Source organism: Nonomuraea sp. NPDC051941 (assembly GCF_044593615.1).
The window spans coordinates 17014-39687 of the sequence record NZ_JBIUCF010000084.1 but is presented as its reverse complement, the minus strand read 5'-3'; the positions used below and the strand labels follow the sequence as shown (position 1 = coordinate 39687).

The 22674-nt window shown below is 70.2% G+C and carries 21 protein-coding genes; 11 read left to right on the top strand and 10 right to left on the bottom strand.

The genetic code is table 11. The features are described from left to right. Window positions 1-440: 440 nt before the first annotated feature. The gene (locus ACIHFD_RS64055; protein WP_350738974.1) at window positions 441-578 is read right to left on the bottom strand and encodes a hypothetical protein; all 138 of its coding nucleotides are present in this window, start codon (window positions 576-578) and stop codon (window positions 441-443) included. Between the two features lie 248 nt (window positions 579-826). Here ACIHFD_RS64055 and speB point away from each other — a divergent pair, with 248 nt between their 5' ends. Beyond that, window positions 827-1759, top strand: coding sequence for an agmatinase (speB, locus tag ACIHFD_RS64050; protein ID WP_350738971.1), 933 nt, complete (start codon window positions 827-829; stop codon window positions 1757-1759). Beyond that, complete coding sequence (locus tag ACIHFD_RS64045) at window positions 1756-3252, top strand: cytosine permease (RefSeq protein ID WP_350738968.1); 1497 nt, start codon at window positions 1756-1758, stop codon at window positions 3250-3252. The genes speB and ACIHFD_RS64045 overlap by 4 nt, the downstream gene beginning before the upstream one ends. Here the strand turns inward: ACIHFD_RS64045 and ACIHFD_RS64040 are convergent. Continuing rightward, window positions 3249-3740: an Lrp/AsnC family transcriptional regulator gene (locus tag ACIHFD_RS64040; protein WP_350738965.1), complete on the bottom strand. Its 492-nt coding sequence runs from the start codon at window positions 3738-3740 to the stop codon at window positions 3249-3251. The two genes, ACIHFD_RS64045 and ACIHFD_RS64040, sit on opposite strands and share 4 nt — an antisense overlap. A gap of 196 nt (window positions 3741-3936) precedes the next feature. On the opposite strand from ACIHFD_RS64040, the gene ACIHFD_RS64035 reads away from it, so the two are divergent. The 8 genes from ACIHFD_RS64035 to ACIHFD_RS64000 all read left to right on the top strand — a co-directional run bounded on the left by ACIHFD_RS64035 (window position 3937) and on the right by ACIHFD_RS64000 (window position 12671). Then, a complete protein-coding gene (locus ACIHFD_RS64035) occupies window positions 3937-5367 on the top strand; it encodes a gamma-aminobutyraldehyde dehydrogenase (protein ID WP_397375311.1) in 1431 nt (476 codons plus the stop codon). A 13-nt stretch (window positions 5368-5380) separates the two neighbouring features. Continuing rightward, window positions 5381-6451 carry an ABC transporter ATP-binding protein gene (locus ACIHFD_RS64030; protein WP_397375310.1) on the top strand — a complete coding sequence of 357 codons (1071 nt, stop codon included), beginning with the start codon at window positions 5381-5383 and terminating at the stop codon, window positions 6449-6451. Between the two features lie 18 nt (window positions 6452-6469). After that, complete coding sequence (locus ACIHFD_RS64025; protein WP_397375309.1) at window positions 6470-7657, top strand: spermidine/putrescine ABC transporter substrate-binding protein; 1188 nt, start codon at window positions 6470-6472, stop codon at window positions 7655-7657. Between the two features lie 3 nt (window positions 7658-7660). After that, entirely contained in the window at window positions 7661-8512 is an 852-nt protein-coding gene (locus ACIHFD_RS64020) for an ABC transporter permease (protein WP_397375308.1), read from the top strand. Then, entirely contained in the window at window positions 8509-9294 is a 786-nt protein-coding gene (locus tag ACIHFD_RS64015; RefSeq protein ID WP_185071608.1) for an ABC transporter permease, read from the top strand. The genes ACIHFD_RS64020 and ACIHFD_RS64015 overlap by 4 nt, the downstream gene beginning before the upstream one ends. A gap of 35 nt (window positions 9295-9329) precedes the next feature. Beyond that, window positions 9330-10724 (top strand): NAD(P)/FAD-dependent oxidoreductase, encoded by a 1395-nt coding sequence (locus ACIHFD_RS64010; RefSeq protein ID WP_397375307.1) that lies wholly within the window; start codon window positions 9330-9332, stop codon window positions 10722-10724. After that, window positions 10721-11617 carry an alpha/beta hydrolase gene (locus tag ACIHFD_RS64005; RefSeq protein WP_397375306.1) on the top strand — a complete coding sequence of 299 codons (897 nt, stop codon included), beginning with the start codon at window positions 10721-10723 and terminating at the stop codon, window positions 11615-11617. The genes ACIHFD_RS64010 and ACIHFD_RS64005 overlap by 4 nt, the downstream gene beginning before the upstream one ends. A gap of 130 nt (window positions 11618-11747) precedes the next feature. Further along, window positions 11748-12671, top strand: coding sequence for a serine hydrolase (locus ACIHFD_RS64000; protein WP_397375305.1), 924 nt, complete (start codon window positions 11748-11750; stop codon window positions 12669-12671). 73 nt (window positions 12672-12744) lie between these two features. On the opposite strand, the gene ACIHFD_RS63995 is transcribed toward ACIHFD_RS64000, so the two are convergent. Beyond that, entirely contained in the window at window positions 12745-13044 is a 300-nt protein-coding gene (locus ACIHFD_RS63995) for a helix-turn-helix domain-containing protein (RefSeq protein WP_397375304.1), read from the bottom strand. A 219-nt stretch (window positions 13045-13263) separates the two neighbouring features. Further along, entirely contained in the window at window positions 13264-13593 is a 330-nt protein-coding gene (locus ACIHFD_RS63990; RefSeq protein WP_397375303.1) for a flavoprotein, read from the bottom strand. Window positions 13594-13900: 307 nt separating this feature from the next. Between ACIHFD_RS63990 and ACIHFD_RS63985 the strand changes: the two genes are divergently transcribed. Next, complete coding sequence (locus ACIHFD_RS63985) at window positions 13901-14722, top strand: SAM-dependent methyltransferase (RefSeq protein WP_397375302.1); 822 nt, start codon at window positions 13901-13903, stop codon at window positions 14720-14722. A 62-nt stretch (window positions 14723-14784) separates the two neighbouring features. On the opposite strand, the gene ACIHFD_RS63980 is transcribed toward ACIHFD_RS63985, so the two are convergent. From ACIHFD_RS63980 to ACIHFD_RS63955, 6 genes are read right to left on the bottom strand one after another with little or no spacing between them, the layout of a single operon-like run. Beyond that, window positions 14785-16293 (bottom strand): DHA2 family efflux MFS transporter permease subunit, encoded by a 1509-nt coding sequence (locus ACIHFD_RS63980; RefSeq protein WP_397375301.1) that lies wholly within the window; start codon window positions 16291-16293, stop codon window positions 14785-14787. 35 nt (window positions 16294-16328) lie between these two features. After that, on the bottom strand, window positions 16329-19226 hold the full coding sequence (locus tag ACIHFD_RS63975) for a BTAD domain-containing putative transcriptional regulator (protein ID WP_397375300.1): 2898 nt from the start codon (window positions 19224-19226) through the stop codon (window positions 16329-16331). A gap of 7 nt (window positions 19227-19233) precedes the next feature. Next, window positions 19234-19980, bottom strand: coding sequence for an isocitrate lyase/phosphoenolpyruvate mutase family protein (locus ACIHFD_RS63970; protein WP_397375299.1), 747 nt, complete (start codon window positions 19978-19980; stop codon window positions 19234-19236). Further along, window positions 19977-20732: a cytochrome P450 gene (locus ACIHFD_RS63965; RefSeq protein WP_397375298.1), complete on the bottom strand. Its 756-nt coding sequence runs from the start codon at window positions 20730-20732 to the stop codon at window positions 19977-19979. Before ACIHFD_RS63965 ends, ACIHFD_RS63970 begins: the two co-directional genes overlap by 4 nt. Window positions 20733-20783: 51 nt before the next feature. Continuing rightward, the gene (locus ACIHFD_RS63960; protein WP_397375297.1) at window positions 20784-21455 is read right to left on the bottom strand and encodes a DUF998 domain-containing protein; all 672 of its coding nucleotides are present in this window, start codon (window positions 21453-21455) and stop codon (window positions 20784-20786) included. Next, the gene (locus ACIHFD_RS63955; RefSeq protein ID WP_397375296.1) at window positions 21452-22669 is read right to left on the bottom strand and encodes a glycosyltransferase; all 1218 of its coding nucleotides are present in this window, start codon (window positions 22667-22669) and stop codon (window positions 21452-21454) included. The genes ACIHFD_RS63960 and ACIHFD_RS63955 overlap by 4 nt, the downstream gene beginning before the upstream one ends. Window positions 22670-22674: the final 5 nt, after the last annotated feature.

The following is a 22674-nucleotide window of genomic DNA, read 5'->3' as shown; positions in this document are numbered from 1 at the left end:
GGGGGGGGGGGGGGCGGGGGGGGGGGGCCCCGCGGGGGGGGGGGGGGCGCCCGGGGGGGGGGCGGGGGGGGCGGGGGGGGGGGGGGGGGGCGCCCCCCCCCCCCCCCCCCGCAGTGCCGCGCCGGCGCTGAAGGAGACGAGATAGCCGAGGTCCGGATCCTCGCCGTCGCGCAGCCGCCGCAGGCAGTCGACCGCCCAGCAGCCCACCTGGGGGAGCACCAGCAGCTCCGCCATGAGCCGCGGATCGCTCTCCTGCAGCTCGGCCAGCGCGCGGAACGCGGCATCGGCGTCCGTCCCGTGCACCTGCCGCCGCACGGCCTCCACGAGCAGCTGATTCCTGTGGAGCTGGATCTCCCGGAGCCGGGTCAGCAGCTCGGAGGTGAGGTCGTCGTCGACCAGGCGGTGGCAGATCTCGTACGTCTCAGCGGCCGAACACTCGTTCAGCCATCGCACGGGACGGCACCGTTGTTGGCATCCTCCTGCCACAGCCGATCCCACGGCCCCCTTCGCCCGAGGATCTTGCTCACCAGCCCGTCGAGGGTGGCGTCGTCGAGTTCGGTCAGTTGGAGCAGCGTCATGTCAGTCAGCTCCGCAAGCCCGGTGCCAACCGCGTGAGCCGGTTCCCCCATAGAGAGTCCCTCCTAGGCTGCTGCCGAGATCATACGACGGCGCTTTGCCCGAATGAAATGCCGGTGAATACGGCTCGGTTTTCGGCCGGTGCCAAACCCGGGTGACGACCTGCTTGTGGCCACCCACAACACACACCGTGTGACTTCGTTGGTTCTACAATTGCCGCAGGTCAGAGGCATGACGAACACTGGGCCGCATGAACCTTGGCCCTGTCGACTCCTCTCAGGTCCCGCGTTTCGCCGGGCTCGCCACCTTCGCCCGCCTGCCCAGGCTCGACCAGGTCGAGCGGGCCGACGTGGCGGTCGTGGGTGTGCCGTTCGACACCGGCGTGTCCTACCGGCCCGGCGCCAGGTTCGGCCCGGCCGCGGTCCGGGAGGCCTCCCGGCTGCTGCGGCCGTACCACCCGGGGCTGGACGTCTCGCCGTTCGAGCGGGTGCAGGTGGTCGACGCCGGTGACATCGCGGCCAACCCGTTCGACATCGGGGCGGCCATCGAGAGCATCGAGGGCGCGGCGGACTCGATCGACGCCAAGCTCGTCGCGATCGGCGGCGACCACACGATCGCGCTGCCGCTGTTGCGGTCCGTGGCCAGGAAGCACGGCCCGGTGGCGCTGCTGCACTTCGACGCCCACCTCGACACCTGGGACACCTATTTCGGCGCCGAGTACACGCACGGCACCCCGTTCCGGCGGGCGGTGGAGGAGGGCCTGCTGGACACCGAGGCCGTCAGCCACGTCGGGATCAGGGGCCCGCTGTACGGCAAGAAGGACCTCGAGGACGACCGGCGGCTCGGGTTCGGCATCCTGACGGCGGCCGACGTGCTGCGGCGCGGCCTCGACGAGGTGATCGACGTGCTGCGGCAGCGCATCGGCGACCGGCCCCTGTACGTGTCCGTCGACATCGACGTGCTGGACCCGGCCCACGCCCCGGGCACGGGGACACCGGAGGCGGGCGGGCTCACCAGCCGGGAACTGCTGGAGATCCTGCGCGGCCTGGCCGGCCACAACCTGGTCGGGGCCGACGTCGTCGAGGTGGCCCCGGCGTACGACCATGCGGAGATCACCTCGGTCGCCGCCTCCCACGTGGCCTACGACCTCGTCAGCCTGCTGGCGTTGCAGGAGCAAGCATGAGCCTCACCGAGATCGAGACGTACGGGGTCGAGCGCATCCCCGACGCGGACCGCAACGCGCGCCCGATCGACCTGTTCCGGCTGGCGTTCGGAGGCGCGAACACCTTCGCCACCTGCGTGCTCGGCGCCTTCCCCATCCTGTTCGGCCTGTCGTTCTGGCAGGGGCTGGCCGCGACCGTGCTCGGGCTCGTGGTCGGCGCGCTGATCCTGGCGCCGCTGTCGCTGTTCGGGCCGCTCAACGGCACCAACAACGCCGTCTCCTCCTCCGCCCACCTGGGCGTGCACGGCCGGGTCGTGGGCTCGTTCCTGTCGCTGCTGACCGCGATCGCGTTCTTCTCGATCTCGGTGTGGTCGTCGGGGGACGCGCTGGTCGGCGGCGCCCACCTGCTGGCCGGGCTGCCCGACACCGACCTGTCGTACGGCGTCGCGTACGCGCTCTTCGCCGTCCTCGTGCTGATCGTCTGCGTGTACGGCTTCCGCTTCATGCTGTTCGTCAACAAGATCGCGGTCGCGGCGGCGTCGCTGCTGTTCGTCCTGGGGGCGTTCGCCTTCGCCGGGGACTTCGACCCGTCCTATCCCGGTACGCTCCCGGCCGGCGACCCGCTGTTCTGGCCGTCGTTCATCGGCGCGGCGCTGATCGTGTTGTCGAACCCCGTGTCGTTCGGCGCCTTCCTGGGCGACTGGTCCAGGTACATCCCGGCCACGACGCCGAAGTCCCGGGTGATGGCCGCGGCCTTCCTGGCGCAGCTCGCCACCATCCTGCCGTTCCTGTTCGGCCTGATCACCGCCTCGATCATCGCGACCAAGGCCGCCGACTACATGGACCCGGCCGCCCCCAACTACGTCGGCGGGCTGCTGGCCGTCTCGCCCGGCTGGTACTTCGTACCGGTCTGCCTGATCGCCCTGATCGGTGGCATGTCCACCGGCACGACCTCCCTCTACGGCACCGGGCTCGACTTCTCCAGCGTCTTCACCCGCTTCTCCCGGGTGCAGGCGACGGTGTTCATCGGCACGCTGTCGATCGTGTTCATCTTCATCGGCCGCTTCGCCGCGAACCTGACCCAGAGCATCTCCACGTTCGCCACGCTGATCATCACGTGCACGGCGCCGTGGATGGTGATCATGATGCTCGGCTACGTGACCCGCAGGGGCTGGTACGACCCCGAGGCGCTCCAGGTCTTCAACCGGCGCCAGCGCGGCGGCCGCTACTGGTTCGCGCACGGCTGGAACTGGCGCGGGCTGTCCGCCTGGCTCGTCTCCGCGGGCCTCGCGCTGCTGTTCGTGAACCTGCCGGGCCAGTTCGTCGGCCCGCTGGGTAACCTGGCCGGGGGAGTGGACATCTCGCTGCCGGTGGGCCTGGCCGTCGCGGGCGTGCTCTATCTGGCGCTGCTGACGGCGTTCCCGGAGCCCCGCGAGGTGTACGGTCCCGAGGGCCCGCGCCTGGTGCGCACGGCCGACACGCCGATCCTGCCCATCGTGGAGACGGTGGGCTAGCGAGTGCCCCAGGAGTAGGTCTGCTTACGCAGCTTGAGATAGACGAACGACTCCGTGGCCCGCACGGCGGGGATGGCGCGGATCTTGCTGAGGATCTCCAGCAGGTGACCGTCTCCCTCGCAGACCACCTCGACGATCACGTCGAAGGAGCCTGCCGTGAGGACCACGTAGTCGATCTCGTCGATGGCCGCCAGCTCGTCGGCCACGGCCTCCAGGTCGCCCTCGCAGTTGATGCCGATCATGGCCTGCCGCGGGAATCCGAGCGTCAGCGGGTCGGTGACCGCGACGATCTGCATGACGCCCGCGTCCTGCAGCCGCTGGACGCGCTGGCGCACGGCGGCCTCCGACAGGCCCACCGCTTTCCCGATCGCCGCGTACGGCATGCGCCCGTCGGACTGGAGCTGCTCGATGATCTGCTTGGACAGATCGTCGAGCACCACCGGCCCGGCATTGGCGTTGTTGCGGCGTACGCGGGGCGGCGTCGTCATCGACGGAATCCTCCTACTGGTCCGGCGTTACGGGTGCGTTCCCGCTGAGTTGCCGTCCTGGTGCGACATGTTGTCAGTTCCTGGCGGCCTGTCAAGCGAATTCGTAGCAATTTGGTATCTTCACCACGAAATCCCTTGTCGAGATGCACTTGCTCTGTAAGAGTCGCGGCATCTCAGCCACCCACTTGGAGGGCGCATGATCCGTCTACAGAACTTCATCAATGGTGAGTTCGTGGACGCCAAGAGCGGCAAGTTCTCCGACATCATCGACCCGTGCACAGGCGAGGCCTACCTTCAGGCCCCCGTCTCCGGCCCGGAGGACGTCGATGCCGCCTTCGCCGCCGCTGCCGCCGCGTTCGAGTCGTGGGGCAGGAGCACGCCGGGTGAGCGGGCCAACCTCCTGCTCAAGGTCGCCGACGCGATCGACGCGCGGGCCGATGAGATCAACGAGGCGGAGTGCCTCAACACCGGCAAGCCGCGGGCCCGGATGGCCGAGGACGAGACCCCGGTGGCCGCCGACCACTTCCGCTTCTTCGCGGGCGCGGCGCGCACCCTGGAGGGCCCCACGGCCGGCGAGTTCCTCGCCGAGCACACCAGCGTCATCCGGCACGAGCCGATCGGCGTGATCGGCCAGGTCACGCCGTGGAACTACCCGATGATGATGGCGGTCTGGAAGATCGCCCCGGCCCTGGCGGCCGGGAACACGGTCGTGCTCAAGCCGTCCGACACCACCCCGGCCTCCACGCTCAAGCTGGCCGAGATCCTCGGCTCGGTGCTGCCCGCGGGCGTCTTCAACGTCGTCACCGGCGACCGCGAGACCGGCGCCCTCGTGGTGAGCCACCCCACCGCCTCCATGGTCGCCATCACCGGCTCGGTCGGCGCGGGCATGTCGGTGGCCAAGAGCGCCGCCGAAGACCTCAAGCGCGTGCACCTGGAGCTCGGCGGCAAGGCCCCGGTCGTGGTGTTCGAGGACGTCAAGGACCTGCGCAAGGCCGCCTCCGACATCGCCGTCGCCGGCCTCTACAACGCCGGCCAGGACTGCACCGCCGCCTGCCGGGTGCTGGTGCACGAGAGCGTGCACGACGAGTTCGTGGCCGCGCTCGCCGAGGCCGCCGCCGCCACCGTGACCGGCGACCTGGGCAACGAGGACGCGCTCTACGGGCCGCTCAACAACGAGAACCAGCTCTCCAGGGTCCAGGGCTTCATTGACCGGGCCCCGGCGCACGCCAAGGTCCTCACCGGCGGTCACCGGGTCGGCGAGAAGGGCTACTTCTTCGCGCCGACGATCGTCGACGGTCTCAAGCAGGACGACGAGATGGTGCAGAACGAGGTCTTCGGCCCCGTGATCACCGTCCAGACGTTCGCCGACGAGGCCGACGCGCTGGCCAAGGCCAACGACGTGAAGTACGGCCTGAGCGGTTCGGTCTGGACCTCCGACCACGGCCGGGCCATGCGGATGTCCAACCGGCTCGACTTCGGCGTGGTCTGGGTCAACACGCACATCCCGTTCGTCTCGGAGATGCCGCACGGCGGCTTCAAGCACTCCGGGTACGGCAAGGACCTGTCGGTGTTCGGCCTGCACGACTACACCCGGGTCAAGCACGTCATGCACTACATCGGCGAATAGGACAGCGGCTGGGATGACTGAGCTGAATGCGATAGAGCTTGAGGACGTCGTCAAGGAGTACCTCTCGCATGGCGAGGTCGTCCAGGCGGTCAAAGGCATCACCCTGGGCATCGCCGAGGGGGAGTTCTTCTCCCTCCTCGGCCCGTCCGGGTGCGGCAAGACCACGACCATGAGGATGATCGCGGGGTTCGAACCGCCCTCGAAGGGGCTGGTGCGGCTGCACGGCAGGGACGTCACGGACGTCCCGCCCAACAAACGCGACATCAACATGGTCTTCCAGTCCTACGCCCTCTTCCCGCACATGAGCGTCTGGGACAACGTGGCCTTCGGGCTGAAGCAGCGCAAGACGCCGCAGGAGGAGATCAAGCGCCGGGTCGGCGAGATGCTGGAGATCGTCGACCTCACCGGCAGGGAGAAGCGCCGCCCGCGCGAGATGTCCGGCGGCCAGCAGCAGCGCGTGGCGCTGGCCCGCGCGCTGGTCAACCGGCCGCGGGCGCTCCTGCTCGACGAACCGCTGGGCGCGCTCGATCTCAAGCTGCGCCAGGCCATGCAGATCGAGCTCAAGCGCATCCAGCGCGAGGTCGGCATCACGTTCGTGTACGTGACCCACGACCAGAACGAGGCGCTGACCATGAGCGACCGGATCGCCGTCATGAACGACGGCCTGGTCGAGCAGCTCGCCGGGCCGCGGGAGATCTACGAGCGGCCCGCGACCGCGTTCGTGGCCGGCTTCATCGGCACCTCCAACCTGCTCACGGGCACCGCGAGCGGCGGCGAGCTGAAGATCGGCGGCGGCCGGGTGCTGGTGCCCGGGCACGACGGCGACGTGACGGTGACCGTACGGCCCGAGAAGATCACCATCGACACGGTGGAGCCCGGCCAGGGCCTGAGCGCCGTGCGCGGCACCGTCGCCGAGGTGGTCTACCTGGGGACCTACAACAGCTACACGGTGACTCTCGCCGACGGGGCCGAGGTCACCGTGTTCCAGCAGAACGCTCTTGACGCTTCGGCCACCGCGGAGCGGGGGGACTCCGTGTGGCTGTCGTGGCAGGCGCAGCACTCATATGTGATTGGAAGTCGATAGCAGCTCATGAACCACCCCATGCTCCGTTCCCGTCGCGATTTCTTCCGGGTCGCCGGGTTCTCCGCCGCAGGGCTCGCGCTGGCCGCGTGCGGCGTCCAAGGACAGAAGGCCGCTCCGCCGAAGGCCGACGCGGTCAAGGATTTCTGGGCCAAGCAGACCAAGCACGGCAAGGTCGTCTTCGCCAACTGGCCCGAGTACATGCCCGAGGACAAGGCCCCGCTGGAGAAGTTCAAGCAGGCCACCGGCATCTCGTACGAGTACAAAGAGGTCATCCAGGAGAACGCCGAGTTCTTCGGCAAGGCCGACCCCGTGCTGCGGGCGGGGCAGTCGCTGGGCTACGACATCGTCGTCATGACCAACGGCGTCCAGCTCCAGCACATGATCGAGCTGGGTTACGCGACGCCGCTCGACCACTCCCAGCTGCCGAACTTCGACGCCAACGCCGGTCAGAAGTACAAGGAGCGGGCCTACGACCCCGGCAACAAGTACACGGTGCCGTACACGTCGGGTGTGACCGGGATCGCGTACAACACCAAGTACGTCAACGAGGACATCACCAGCATCGAGTCGCTGTTCGACCCCAAGTACAAGGGTCATGTCGGCATGATGGCCGACGCCCAGGAGATCGCGAACTTCGGCATGTTCGCGCTGGGCATCGCGCCCGAGAAGTCGACCGAGGCGGACTGGAAGAAGGCCGGGGAGAAGCTCAAGGCGCAGCGCGACGCCGGAATTGTCCGGAAATATTACGATCAAAACTACATCGACGCTGTGTCCAAGGGCGACGTCTGGCTCACCATGGCCTGGTCGGGCGACGTCTTCCAGCGCCAGCTCGCCGGCGAGCCCGTCAAGTTCGTGGTGCCCGAGGAGGGCGGCACGATCTGGACCGACAACATGCTCATCCCCAAGAACGCGGCCAACCCGGTGGACGCGCTGATGCTCATGGACTACCTCTACCAGCCGGTCGTGGCCGCCGAGCTGGACGAGTTCATCCAGTACGTCACGCCGGTGCCGGCCGTGCAGGACCTGCTGAGGGAGAAGGCCAAGGCGGCCAAGGGCAAGGACAAGAAGGCCCTCGAAGAGATGATCGACAGCCCGCTCATGTTCCCCACCGAGGCCGACTACGCCAAGCTGCACAACTACACCCAGCTGACCACCCAGCAGGAGCAGGTCTTCAACCCGATCTTCCAGTCCATCACCCAGGCGTAGCGCATGAGGCGGCTCACCCCCTACCTGCTGGCGCTGCCGAGCTGGATGTGGCTGGCGATCTTCCTGGTCGTCCCCATGGCCGCGATGGCCTCGGTCTCCCTGCAGACCGGCAACGCCATCGACGGCTTCGCCATGACGTTCAGCTTCTCCAACTACAGCGACGCGCTCGGCCGGTACAGCACCCAGCTGGTGCGCTCGCTGCTCTACGGCGGCCTGGCCACCGTGGCCATGCTGGTGATCGGGTACCCGGTGGCGTACTGGATCGCGTTCAAGGGCGGCACGCGCAAGTCCGTGTACCTGTTCCTGCTGCTGCTGCCGTTCTTCGTGTCGTTCGTGCTGCGTACGATCTCGTGGAACTTCCTGCTGTCGGACAACGGCATCCTGTTCGGCACGCTGAAGGGCTGGGGGCTGCTGCCCGAGGACTTCCACGTGCTGGCCACGACGGTCGCGGTGGTGGGCGGGCTGACGTACAACTTCCTGCCGTTCATGATCCTGCCGATCTACGTGTCGCTGGAGCGGGTGGACCCGCGGGTGATCGAGGCGGCCCAGGACCTGTACGCCACGCGGACCGCGGCCTTCCGGCGGGTGGTGCTGCCGCTGTCGCTGCCGGGGGTGTTCGCGGGGGTGCTGATGACCTTCGTGCCCGCCACGGCCGACCCGATCAACGCGCAGATCCTCGGCGGCACGGCCAACACGATGATCGGCAACATCATCCAGACCGAGTACCTGACGAACCTCGACTACCCGACCGCCTCGGCCCTGTCGTTCACGCTGATGGCGGTGCTGCTGGTGGGCATCTTCATCTACGCCAGGGCGCTCGGCACGGAGAACGTGCTCGAGGCGGCGGCCCGATGAGGGGCACCCGGCTGGGGGACCGGCTCCTCCACATCTACACCTGGATCATCATCCTCTGGCTGTCCTCGCCGATCGCCGTGATGATCCTCTTCGGCTTCAACGACAAGAAGAGCAAGTCGAACACCTCCTGGCAGGGCTTCACGCTCCGCTGGTACGCCGAGCTGTTCGACATCTCCGACCTGACCGTGGCGCTGCGCAACTCGCTGGTGATCGCCGCGGTCAGCACGATCATCACGGTCGTGATCGGCACCATGCTGGGGCTGGCGATCGGACGGCACCGCTTCCGCGGCAAGGGGGTCACGAACTTCCTGGTCTTCGCCGCCATCTCCACGCCCGAGCTGGTCATGGGCGCGTCGCTGCTGTCGCTGTTCGTCTCGGGGAACGTGCCGCGCGACGCGAACACGATCATCGTCTCCCACGTGCTGTTCTCGCTGTCCTTCGTGGTGGTGACGGTACGTGCGCGGATCGTCACGCTGGATCCGTCGCTGGAGGAAGCGGCCAGGGATCTGGGGGCGACGGCCTGGGGGACGTTCAGGCAGGTCACGCTGCCGTCGATCATGCCGGGCGTGATGGCGGGCGCGATGTTGTCGTTCGCTCTGTCCATCGACGACTACGTGGTCACCAGCTTCGTCAACGGCTCGACCGTCACTTTCCCCCTGTGGATCGTCGGTGCGGTCAAGACCGGGATCCCACCGCAGGTCAACGTCATGGGTACGCTGATCTTCGGCATCGGGGTGCTGATCGCGATCGGAAACGCGGTGGCGGCACGGCGCCGTACCTAAATATCCTCCACGAACTTCGTAGGGAAGTGGGATTTGTGGATCCGCTGAAGGCGCTTGCTGACGCGGAGCGCAAGCCGTACTGGCTGGACAGCCCGGCCAGACCCGAGCCGCGACCGCGGCTCGACCAGACAACGAGCGCCGACCTGGTCGTCGTCGGCGGAGGCTTCTCAGGGCTGTGGACGGCCCTGATGGCCAAGGAACGCGATCCGTCCCTGGACGTGGTCCTGCTCGAAGGACGCAGGATCGGCTGGGCCGCCACCGGCCGCAACGGCGGGTTCTGCATGGCGACCCTCACCCACGGCCTGGCCAACGGCCTGGAACGGTGGCCGGACGAGATCGGGCGCCTGGAGCGCATGGGCGTGGCCAACCTTGACGAGATCGAGCAGACCCTGGAGCGCTACGGCGTCGACTGCTCCTTCGAGCGCACCGGCGAGCTGCACGTGGCCACCGAGCCGTGGCAGCTCGACGGGCTGCGCGAGCACCTGGAGCTGATCTCCGAGCTGGGGCTCGACTACGTGCCGCTCGACCAGGATCAGGTGCGCGCCGAGGTGAACTCGCCGACCTACCTGGGCGGGCTCTGGGAGCGCAGCGGGTGCGCCATGCTCGACCCGGCCAGGCTGGCATGGGGGCTGCGGGAGGCGTGCCTGCGGCTGGGGGTGCGCATCCACGAACGCACCCCGGTCCGCTCGCTGCACGACGACGGCACGACGATCACGCTGCGCACGCCGTACGGCGCGGTCGCGGCACGGCAGGTGGCGCTGGGGACCGGGGTGTTCCCGCCGCTGCTGCGGCGGCTCAAGCACTTCGTGGTCCCCGTGTACGACTACGCGCTGATGACCGAGCCCCTGACGGACGACCAGCTCGCCGAGGTGGGCTGGCGCAACCGGCAGGGCGTGGGCGATTCGGGCAACCAGTTCCACTACTACCGGCTGACCGACGACAACCGGATCCTGTGGGGCGGCTACGACGCCGTCTACTACAACGGGGGTCTGGTCAAACCCGAGTACGAGCAGCGCGACGAGACGTTCGTCAAGCTCGCCGAGCACTTCTACGACACCTTCCCCCAGCTCGACGGGGTACGGTTCACCCACCGGTGGGGCGGGGTGATCGACACCTGCAGCCGGTTCAGTGCCTTCTACGGGCAGGCGCACGGCGGGCGGCTGGCCTACGCCACCGGCTACACCGGGATGGGCGTGGGCGCCACCCGCTTCGGCGCGAACGTCATGCTCGACCTGCTGTCGGGCGAGTCCACCGAGCGGACCGAGCTGCGGATGGTCAAGGAGAAGCCGATGCCGTTCCCGCCGGAGCCGGTGCGGTCCGGCGTCATCCAGTTCACCCGGTGGTCGATCGCGCAGGCCGACCAGCACCAGGGCAAGCGCAACCTGTGGCTGCGCGCGCTCGACCGGATGGGGCTGGGGTTCGACTCGTGATCCTGACCACGCGAATCGAGTTCGTGGTCGACGGCCTCACGCTCGCCGGGGACCTGCGGGTCCCCGGCGGCGCGGGGCCGCGGCCCGCTCTGGTGTTCACGGGGCCGTTCACCGGGGTGCGCTCCCAGGTCACAGGCCTGTACGCGGAGCGGCTGGCCGAGCGGGGGTACGTGACGCTGTCCTTCGACCACCGGAACTGGGGGGAGTCCGAAGGGCTTCCGCGCCTGGACGAGGATCCGCAGGGCAAGCTGCGCGACCTGCGGGGGGCGGTGTCGTTCCTGCGGTCACGGGCCGAGGTGGACCGGGATCGGATCGGGACGGTGGGGGTGTGTCTGGGGGGTGGCTACGCGCTCAAGTTCGCCGCCTTCGACCCCCGAATCCGGACATTTGTCGGTATCGCGGGCGCGTACAACAACCCGTACAGCATGCGCTCCGGCATGGACTACCAGGCGGCGCTGGCGGCCTTCACGGACGTCCTCGAACGCCAGGACCAGGGCGGCGCCGTGGAGTACATGCCGGTCGTCTCCTCCTCGCCCTCGGAGGAGGGGGAGGCCGCCATGCCGGGCGACGAGCCGTCCGCGTACTACGGCACCTCACGGGGCGCCTCGCCGCATTGGTCCAACTCGGTGACCAGGGCGAGCGTGCGGGAGCTGGTCACGATGGACAACATGATGGGAGCCGACTTCCTGTCGCCCAAGCCGGCGCTGATCGTGCACGGGGTCGTCGACCGGTTCTGCTCCCCGGAGGGGGCCGAGGAGGCGTTCCGGCGCCTCGACCAGCCGAAACAGCTCGTCTGGGTGGACGCCAAGCAGCACATCGACCTGTACGACCGCGAACCGTACGTCACGCAGGCCGTGGACGCCACCGCCGCCTTCCTCGCCGACCACCTCTGACCACCACCCGGCACCAGGATCGGCAAGATCATGTGAAGACTTGACCAGCGACCCACCGAGCACAATGGCCTGATCCGCACCGCATGGCATCCTCGCTTGCGACCCCCGACGATCCTTCGGAGGTGGACGCGTGCGTACGAGGTGGATGCTGGCCTGGCCGATGCTGCTCCTGACCGCGGGATGCGGCGCCGACCAGGCAGCCGTCATCCCCGCGGCGGCCAAGCCTCCGCCGAAGGTGGCCCGCTGCATGCTGAGGATCGCGGCCCCGCGCGCCGGGGTCGCGGCCCGCATCCAGCTCGTACGCGACATCTCCGCCTATATCGGCACGCGCCCGGGCCGCATCGTCTACGGAGTCCTGGACCTGGTCACCGGGATCCATTTCGGGCAGGGAGAGCACGAGAACGACATCATCACCGCCAGCGGCTCCAAGGTGGACATCCTGACCGCGCTCCTGCACCAGCGCACCCGCGACCTGGACGAGGAGGAACGCGACCTCGCCGTCCTCATGATCACGGAGAGCGACAACCTCGCCGCGGACGCCCTGTGGTCCCGCGTCGGCGCCTCCTCCGCGATGAGCGCCTTCTACCGGAGCGTGGGCCTGACGGAGACCACACCGGGACCCGCCATTTTCTGGGGCGGCACCCTCACCAGCCCCGCCGACCGCATCCGCCTCCTGAAACTCCTGGTCAAAGGCGGGAAAGGCCGAGAGGGCGACCTGACCGCGGCCGACCGCCGGCTGGTGCTCGGCCTGATGTCCCGCGTCCAGAAGGACCAGTCATGGGGCGTCAGCGCCGCCGCCCGCCCGGGAGACCGGGTGGCCCTGAAGAACGGCTGGACGCCACGCCCGTTCATCTCCGGCACGTGGGCCATGACGAGCTACGGCCGCATCTCGGGCCCGGGCCGCGACCTGCTGCTGTCGGTCCAGACCGACCACCAGCCGGGCCCGGACGCGGGCATCCAGACCATCGAGGGCGTGGCCCGCCTCATCCGCAACCGCCTCGACTCCCTCGCCCCGACCATCACCCGCCCCTGCATCGGCAACCCCATCGCCTGACCATCCACGCCCTACCGCCGTCACCCTCACCGGGCAAAAGGTCTTCTCGGGGAGGCGCTTCGCGCCGAGGGGCTCAGGCGTTTCTCATTCGGGCGCCTGGCGGCGCAACCCCCCGCGCCTGCCGGATGGCCGATGCTGCCTGGTAGCGCGTCATCGCAGTCGTCTTCTTCACGGTGAGTTCGTCCACAGGCAGGCCGAGGATGTCAGCGAGGGCGTTGAGCACGGTGTGGTTGTCCACGGCGCGTTGCCCGCGCTCCACCTGGCTCAGCCAGCTCTCGGAACGGCCGACGAGACCGGACAGGACCGCTTGGGACAGTCCACGGCGACGGCGTGCCCGAGCGATCCGGCGGCCGATCTCCCCTCGGGCGTCCATGCCATCACCCCTGCGTCTGTCGCTCCCCGACAACGGTGTGTAGCTCCTGCATGATTCGTTCCCAGGATGGCATGCGGGACTGCGGCGGGGCGGCGGGATCGAACAGGACCCGCACGCCCATCTCCCGAAGCGTGTCCAGGCTCCGCTGGAACGCGAGGTGCCGGGCGAGAGCGTCCTTCAGCAGCGGCACGGCAAGGATCGGGACGCCGAACCCGTACCTCACACAACAGGCCGACTGCGAAGGTGTCGGCGATGCCGTTCGCCCCACTTGTTGATCGTGTTGAACGTCGCCGGAGCCACGATCACGGCGTCGGCGGGAGGGAGACCCTTGGGGTCCTCCGGCATGCGGTACGTGCTGCGGACCAGGTCACCGGTCAGACGCTCCAACTCTGCGACATTGACGAAGCGTTCCCCCATCGGCGTGGTAACCACGCGTACCTGCCACCCGGCTCCCTGGGCGAGGGACACCAGGTGATCGAGATCGGCGGCGGCAGGTGCGGCACAGGCGATCATGTAGAGAACACCGCGTGTGCCCTCGTGGGGATCCATGCTCGTGATCCTAATGAGAGGCCGATATCCGCTGTCCCATGGTGCTTGGCACAGCGTCTCGGCACTCCGGCGACCGGCCGACACCGGACGCCTGATCCCGAGCGTGCCGGCCCGGGCGGAGACCACGGCGTCCACATTTCGCATACGGCCTCGCCGGAGGTTGCGGGCCGCTCGGCACTTTGGTCAGGCGAGCAGAGGTGACACGAGTCGAGGCCCACCACTCGTTGAATACCGGGCAACTGACTGATCCTGATCACATATCTGCCGACTCCCCATAAGATGCGGATATAAGTGAGGAAGGGGTAGCGTGACCGAGCGTGAGCGACCTCCGGGAAAGATCGATCCGACCGTCCCCACCGTCGCCCGAATGTACGACTATTTCCTGGGCGGGAAGGACAACTTCCCCGCCGACCGCGAGGCCGCCGAGAAGATCCTCGAGCTGAGCAGCCGGGGCGGCGCGAACGTTCGGGAGGTCGCCCGGGCGAACCGAGGCTTCCTGGTCCGCGCCGTGGAGGCGGTGGCCAGGGTCGGCGTGCGGCAGTTCCTCGACATCGGCACCGGCCTGCCCACCCAGGACAACGTGCACCAGGTCGCGCACCGGATCATCCCCGACGCCAAGGTCGTCTACTCGGACAACGACCCGATCGTGCTGGTCCACGCCCGGGCGCTCCTGGCCGACAACCCCGACACGGTGATCATCGATGGCGACGCGCACGACCCCAAGGGGCTCCTGGCCGCCGCCGCCCACCACCTCGACTTCAGCCAGCCTGTGGCGATCCTGGCCGTCGCGTTGTTCCACTTCTTCGGCGACGACGACGAGGTGGCCGGCATCGTCCGGGCCCTGCGTGAGCCGCTGGTGCCGGGGAGCCACTTGATCGTCTCGCACGCGTACGTGGAGAAGGGCCAGAGCACCCTCGACCGGAGGATCGGGACCGAGGACGTCTACCGGCGTACGACCTCCGGCGCGCTGCACTGGCGGGACTACGACATGGTGCGCACGTTCTTCGATGGGCTGGAGCTGCTCGAACCCGGGCTCGTGCCGGTGCAGAACTGGCGCAACGACGACCCGTTCATCGCCCCTGGCCTGGAGAAGGGCGGCATCCTGGGCGGTGTCGGCCGTGTTCCTTAGCCTAGGGAAGGGCTTTGCCCTCTGGGAGGCGCTGCCCGAACCCTCATCGCGCGCAGCTCCCATTAGGCGTGGGTCAGGACTTCTTCCGGGATGACCTTCGGTACGCCGCGCAGCCCGATCAGGGCCAGCACGGCCACTACGGCCAGGAGGGCAGCAGTGACCAGGGCGGTCACGTGCAGGCCCTCGATGAAGGCCGTTTGTGCTGCTCGCATGAGCTGATCCGCCTGCTCCGGCGGCAAGGTCGTGGCCGTGCTTACCGCGCCTGCGATCGACTCCCGTGCGGCGTCGGCGGCGGGGAGGCCCGTGGGGAGGCGGAGGTTGGTTTGGTACGCGGTGTTCAGGACCGTGCCGAGGATGGCGATGCCCAGTGCGCCGCCCAGTTCGAAGGCCGTTTCCGAGACGGCGGCGGCCGCTCCCGCTCGCTCCCTGGGAGCCGTGGCGAGGACGTTGTCGTTGTTGACGGTGAAGGTGAAGCCGACCCCCAGGCCACCGATGATCATGACGGGGAGCAGGGCGAAGTAGTTCAGGGAGGGGCCGAGCGTGCTGTAGTAGAGGAACGCGCCGGCGTTCATGGCCAGGCCCAGGGCGACCACGCCGTTCCTGCCGATGCGGTGGATCAGCTTGGCGGCCATGATGCCGCCCACCGCGCCGCTCAGGCCGCCCGGCAGTTGCGCGAGGCCCGCCTGGAGCGGCGACCAGCCCAGGACGAGCTGCAGGTACCAGCCGAACATCAGCATCATGGCCGACATCGTGAAGATCGCCAGCAGGTTCGTGACGATGGACGCGCTGAACGCCCGCCGCCTGAAGAGCCGGACGTCGATCAGCGGCTCGGGCAGCCGCGTCTGGCGCCACACGAACAGGCCCAGCAGCAGGACCCCGGCCGCGCCCGCCACCAGCACGTCGGCGTGCTCCAGGCCCTTGTGCGCCGCCTCCTTGACCGCATAGACGGCCGTCACCACGCCGGCGAACGAGAGGACGACGCTGATCAGGTCGGGCCGGCCCGCGTGCGGGTTGCGCGACTCGGGCAGCACCAGGATCCCGCCGACCAGCACCAGCAGCATGATCGGTACGTTGATCAGGAAGACCGATCCCCACCAGAAGTGGTCGAGCAGGAGACCGCCCACGACCGGGCCGATGGCGAACCCGGCCGCGCTCATCCCGCTCCAGATGCCGATGGCCGCGGTGCGCTCGCCCGGGTCGGTGAACACGTTCCGGACGATCGACAGGGTGGACGGCATGATCGTCGCTCCGGCCACGCCGAGCAGGGCCCTGGCCGCGATCAGCAGCTCGGGGTTGGGCGCGTACGCCGTCACCACCGAGGCGGCGCCGAACGCGGCCGCGCCGATCAGCAGCAGGCGCTTGCGGCCGATGCGGTCGCCGAGGTTGCCCATGGTGACGAGGAGGCCGGCCAGCGCGAAGCCGTACATGTCGCCGATCCAGAGCAACTGGGTGGAGTTCGCGCCGAGGTCGGTCACCAGCCTGGGCAGGGCCAGGTGCAGGACCGTGAGGTCGAGCGAGAGCAGCAGGGTGGCCAGGCAGGCGATGGCCAGGCAGGACCATTTGTTCTTCATGCCGCCTACTGTCGGGAGCGCGGCTGACGGCCTGCCTACCGCTCGCTGACCGCCCCGCTGGCAGGCCCGTCCGGAGGCCGGCTGACCGCCCCGTTGGGAGGCTCGCCGGCAGGCCCGGTTGAGCGGGCGTTCACCTCGTCGAGGGCGGCGGTGATGCGGGCGCGGGTGTCCTCCGTGGAGTACCAGTCGGCCGGGACCTCGTCACGAGCCTGGACGAGCAGCGCGCGGGCCTCGTCCAGGTCGCCCTGGAACAGCGCCACCTGGCCCAGCCCGAGGTGCGCCCACGCCATCGTCTCCGTCGAGCCGTTCCTGCGCGACATCTTGGCGGCGCGCAGAAAGTCGGCCCGCGCGCCCGTCACGTCGGCCAGGTGGAGCCGGGCGTCGCCCCGCCGGCACAGGGCCTCGGCGATCTCCGTCTCGGCGCCCAGCTCCGTGGCCACCGCCAGCGCCTCGTCGGCCAGCGCGATCGCGGTCGTGAAGTCGCCCTTCTCCTGGTAGAGAGCGCCGAGGCCGGACAGCGTCATCACCATGCCCCACCGCTCCCCGATGGCCTTGAACGCGGCCAGGCTCCATTCGAAGTTGACCAGCGCCTCGGCGGCCCGGCCGGTCGACTGCAGCAGGAACGCCACACCGCCGTAGGACAGCGCCTCCTGCCAGGGCTCGAGCTCGTCGGCGCGGCTGGTGAGCGCGGCGTAGACCTCGTCGTACTCGCCGGGCGGCCCTGTGTAGGCCGAGAGCAGCATCGAGAGGAACTCCACCCGCATCGGCAGGCTGTACACCGGCAGCAGCTGCCGCGCCTCCGCGAGCCGCGCGCGCAACTCCTCGTCGATGCCGCCGGTCCAGGCCCTGATGAGCACGCACATGACGTACTCCTCCTCCATGCCCGGCGGATGCCGGAAGCCGAGCGCGGCCATGAGGTCGGCGGCCAGATGGGCGCTGGTGATGCGGTTGCCGCGCATCCACCAGTAGCAGCCGCAGTTGGCCAGCAGCCGCAACCCCAGCTCCGGCTGCCCGGACGCGGTCGCCCAGCGGATCGCCGCGTCGAGCTCGTCGCTCTCCTCGTCGAGCCGGACCAGCCACTCCAGCTGCTCACCGGTGCGCAGCAACGGGTCGGCCGTCATGACCAGGTCGAGGCAGTAGCGGGCGTGCGCCTCGGAGATCGACTCGGCCTCGCCCGACTCCGCCAGCCGTTCCGCGCAGAACGCCCTGATCGTCTCCAGCATCCGGAAACGGCCGCCCACGAACTCCACCAGCGACTTCTCCGCCAGCGAGAAGAGCACGTCCTCGGGCAACCCGCACACCTGCTCGGCCGCCTCCGGCCGGGCGCCGCCGACGAACACGCTCAGCCGCCTGGCCAGCCGCTGCTCGCTCTCGTCCAGCAGGTCCCAGCTCCACGCGACGACCGCGTGCAGCGTCTGGTGCCGGGGCAGCGCCGTACGGCTGCCCCTGGTCAGCAGCCTGAACCGGTCGTCGAGCCGGGCCGCGACGTCGGCCACCGGCAGGGTGCGCAGCCGCGCCGCGGCCAGCTCGATGGCCAGCGGCAGCCCGTCGAGTGCCCGGCAGATGCGTGCGACCGCCGCGGCGTTGCCCGCGTCGACGGCGAAACCAGGCCGTACGGCGGCGGCGCGGTCGGCGAACAGCCGGACCGCCGGATAGTCCAGGGGGCTGCCGGCCTCGGGCGGCGGCAGCCGCAGCGGCGCCACGGGCAGGATCGACTCGCCGGTCATGCCGAGCGCCTCGCGCCCGGTCACCAGCACGCGCAGCTCGGGGCAGGAGGCCAGCAGCAGGTCGGCCAGGTCGGCGGTGGCCGCGATGACGTGTTCGCAGTTGTCCAGGACCAGGAGCAGCCTGCGGCCGGCCAGCGCGGTGACGAGCCGGGTGGCCGGGTCGACGGTGAGCCGGTCGGGGGTGGGCGGGGCGTCGCGGATGTCGAGGGCGGACAGGACGGCCCCGGGCACGCCGGCGTCCTCGGAGACCGGCGCGAGCTCCACGAAGCACACGTCGCCGGGCTCCTGGTCGGCCGCCTCGGTCGCCAGCCGCGTCTTGCCCGCGCCGCCGGGCCCGATCAGCGTGACGAGCCGGTTGGTCCGCAGCCTGGCGGCCACCTGCTCGATCTCCTCGGCCCTGCCGACGAAGCTGGTGAGCTGGGCACGCAGGCCCTGCCGCCGCGGGGCCGCGGGGGCGGCGTCGGGAGCGGGGGCGCCGAGCGCCGGGTCGGCCCTGAGCACGGCCAGGTGGGCGGCGGCCAGCTCGGCCCCCGGCTCGACGCCGAGCTCCTCGTCCAGGATCTTCCTGGCCTCCTCGTAGACGGTCAGCGCCTCGGCCTGCCGGCCACTGCCGTAGAGGGCACGCATGAGCAGGGCGCGCAGCCGCTCGCGCAGCGGGTGGGCGGCGGCGAGCTGGCTCAGCTCGGCGACCAGCTCGCGATGCCGGCCCAGGTCGAGGTCGGCCTGCACGCGGTCCTCGGTGGCGGCCAGCCGCAGCTCGGCCAGCGCCGCCGCGGCGGCCTCGGCGTGCGGGGCGTCGGACAGCGGCGCGCCCCGCCACAGCTCGAGCGCCTCGCGCAGGAGCGCAGCCGCCCGGCCGGGATCACCGCCGGCGAGGGCCTGCCTGCCCTGCTGCGCCAGCAGCTCGAACCTGCGCGCGTCCACGTCCTGAGGGTCGGCCACCAGCCGGTATCCCGCCGGATGGAACTCCACCAGGTCCCTGCCCAGCGCCCGGCGCAGCCTGGAGACCTGCGACTGCAGCGCGTTGGCCACGCCCTCGGGCGGTCTCGGGCCGTACATGCCGTCCACGAGCTGCTCGCCGCCGACGATGCGACCGGCGTGCAGGGCGAGCAGCGTCAGCAGCGCGCGCACCCGGGGACCGCCGAGCGCCACCGGCTCGCCGTCCTCGTCCAGCGCGCTGGTGGGCCCGAGGATCTGGAAGCGCATGCGTCGATTATCGCGGTTGCGGCAGCAGCGCGGTGATCTCCGCGTAGGTCGGCAGCGGAGGGGCCTGCCTGCCCTGGGCGGCGGACACCGCCGCGAGCGCCCCGTGGAGCGCGGCCCGGTACAGCAGCGACCCGGTGCTCACCCTGGCCACGCCGGCCTCGGCGAGCTGGGGGAGCGTGGGGCCGTCCGGCTGGTAGAGGACGTTGAGGGGGAGCGGCGTGCTCGCGGCCACCTCGGCGATCTCGCGCAGATCGCTCATGCCGGGCACGAAGATCCCGTCGGCGTGGCCGTAGGCGGCCACCCGTTCGCGCGTGTCGCCGGTCTTCAGCCAGTACGTGTCCGTACGGGCGTTGACGAACACGCCGTGGCCCTTGGCCGCCTCGATGATCCGCCGGTGCAGCTCGATCGGGCGCAGCGTGCCATCGGGACGGCCGTCCTCCAGGTTGATCCCCGCGACTCCGAGCGCGGCGAGGCCCGCGACCAGGTCGGACACCTCGCCGGGGTCATCGCTGAAGCCGCCCTCGATGTCGACGGTGACCATGACGCCCAGGTCCTTGATCGATTCGGCCAGCTCGATGGTCTCCGCCCTGGTGGCTCCGGCCGCGTCCGGTCTGCCGAACGCGGCGGCCACGCCGAGGCTGGTCGTGCCGATCGCCGGGAAGCCCTCCCGGGCCAGGAGGGCGGCCGAGCCGTAGTCCCAGGCGTTCGGCAGCAGCAAGGGGTCGCCGGGGCGGTGCAGGTCGTGGAAGTTCATGAGCGGGTTACGTGGAGAAGGGCTTCGAGCACGCCCGCGGCCAGCGCGAGCGCGTGGGCGGGCCCGGGGCAGGGGCGCACGCCGTGGCCGAAGGTCAGATGGGGGGCACGGCCGCGCGAGAGGTCGAACCGGTCGGGATCGGCGAACACGTCAGGGTCGCGGTTGGCCGACACCAGGTCGATGGTCACCTCGTCGCCGGTCCGCGTGTCGAGCCTGCGGGTGGCCTTGAGCGGCGGGTCCTGCCTGAGCGTCTCGTGCAGCAGCGCCTCGGGGTCGGCGCCGGGTCCGGCGTGCCCGAGGGCGTTCTCGATGAGCGCCTCCGTGGCGGCGTGCCCCTGCAGCAGCAGGGTGATCTCGGGGATGGTGGCCTGTTCGAGCAGCTCGGCGACGGCGGCGTCGGCCTCCGGGCTCTCCTCGCCGGACAGGTAGCCGGTCGCGGCGGCGGCCACGGCGCCCGTGTCCTTCACGCCCAGCGCGGCGCCGAGCACGGCCGTGGGGACGCCTCGCCAGTCGCCGCCCCGCTCCAGCGTCATGGCCCTGGCCGCCGTTCTCAGCTCGGCGGGGTCAAGGGCGGCCAGCCGCTCCTCCAGCAGGCGGCGCCGCCCGGCGTGCGTCTCTCCGGTGCTGAACCTCGACACCTGGGCGCGGAGCCAGGCCAACGTGCCCTCCTCAGCGTCCTGTCGTACGGGAGGCGGCACGTACCTCGGGTCGGCGAGCACCGCCTCAGCGGCTGAGTGGCGTGTGATGAGCATGGTTCCACGCTAGAACGGCGTCATTTCGTCGCGGGTCGAAGGGTGGGGGCATCAGGCCGCCAGGCGGTCTGTCCGCTCGGGGCGTTCGGGCTCGGCCGGGACGGCCTGGGTGCGCACGGCGGGCCGCTTCGCGACCGACACCAGCGCCATGGCGACGAGCAGCGCCATCTCGGCCAGCACCACGCCCCGCTCCAGCGGGCCGTAGTAGCCGGCGCCGCCGATCAGCGGCGAGGTGATCGAGGCCGGGTGGGCCGCCAGGTAGAAGGCCAGCATGGCCGCCGAGGTCACGCTCAGGGCCCGGACCGCGTTCCACAGAGGCGCCGCCTCCCGGCCCCTGGCCAGGGTCCAGCCGGCGACCGGCAGCGAGGTGAACACGACGGCCGCCGCCCACCGGTGGATCTCGCCGGTCAGCGAGCCGACCTGCGAGTTGCCGGGGTCCGTGGGGAAGATCGCGCTCATCATCAGCCCCGCCGCCCCCGCCAGCAGCAGCACCCTGGTGGCCGCGGTGCGCGCCGGGTCGCTCGTCGCCAGCCCGTACGCGAGACACAGGCACGCCCCCGCCAGTGCCAGCATCCCCACGAGGACGGGCACGAGCCCGCCGGAGACCAGCGCGTAGTCGCTGAGCAGCGGCTGCGTCGGCAGGGCGACCTGCGCGTACGCCAGAGCGCACACGGACACCACCGTGCCGGAGACAGCGCCCCAGGCGCTTTGGACTGGGGTCATCGGGCCACCTCATCGTAGATCTGCTCGAACCGGGCCAGCGACGACCGGTCATCGTGGGTGAGAGCCAGCTCCCTGCTGGTCTTGCCGAGCCGGGCCCGCAGGTCGTCGTCGGTGAGAATGTTCGTCAGGTGCCTGGCCAGCGAGATCACGTCGCCCGGCTGGAACAGGTATCCGTTCTCGTCCACCAGGTGCGGCAGCGCCATCGCGTCGGCGGCCACCACGGGCAGCCCCATGGCCATGGCCTCCAGCGTGGCGATGCTCTGCAGCTCGGCGATGCCCGGCATGGCGAACACGTCGGCGGCGGCGAACGTCTGGGGCATGAGCTCGTCGGGCACGAAGCCCAGGAAGGAGACCCGCTCGCCGACGCCGATGCGGGCGGCCAGCCGCTCCAGCTCCGCCCGCTGGTTGCCGCGGCCGACGAACACCGCCTGGGCGTCGGTCCGGTTCAGCACGAGCGGCAGCGCGCGGACGATCTCGTCCAGGCGCTTCTCCTCGTCCAGGCGGCCGACGAACAGGATGGTCGGCCTGTCGGGCAGGTCGAACAGCTTGCGCGCCCACGCCTTGGGTTCGGCGCGCGGGTGGAACCTGGTCAGGTCGATCCCGCAGGAGACCGCCTCCACCTCGCGGCCGAAGCCCTGGTCGGCCAGCAGCTTGGCGGCCAGCGGGGTCGGGGTGGTGATGCGGTCGGCGCGGTTGAAGATCCGGCTGAAGTCGCGCCACGCGAGCCGGCCGGCCTTGAGCCGGAGCCGCTCGGGGATGTGGCAGAACTGGAAGAGATTGTCGGGCATGAAGTGGTTGGTGGCCACGATGGGCACGTCCGCGCGCCGGGCGGCGGCGATGGCGGCCCTGCCGACCACGAAGTGGCCCTGGGCGTGCAGTACGTCGGGACGGATGCCGGCGATCAGCCGGTCGAGCCTGGCCGGCACCGTGAACCGCATCGTGGGGTGGACCGGTATCGGCGCGGAGCGCAGGCGGTGCACGATCACGTTGTCCACGACGTCGGCGGTGGGCGGGCCCACGTCCGACTGGCAGACCACGTGCACCTCGTTGCCGCGCGCGGCAAGGCCGGTGGCCAGGCGGTGGGTGAAGTAGGCGGCGCCGTTGACGTCCGGCGGGTAGGTGTCGGTCGAGATCAGGATCCGGCGCGGCCGCTCGGGGGCCGGGGTGGGGGCGGTCTCGGCGATCTGGGGGAGAGAACGCAGGGGCATGGCCATGGAAG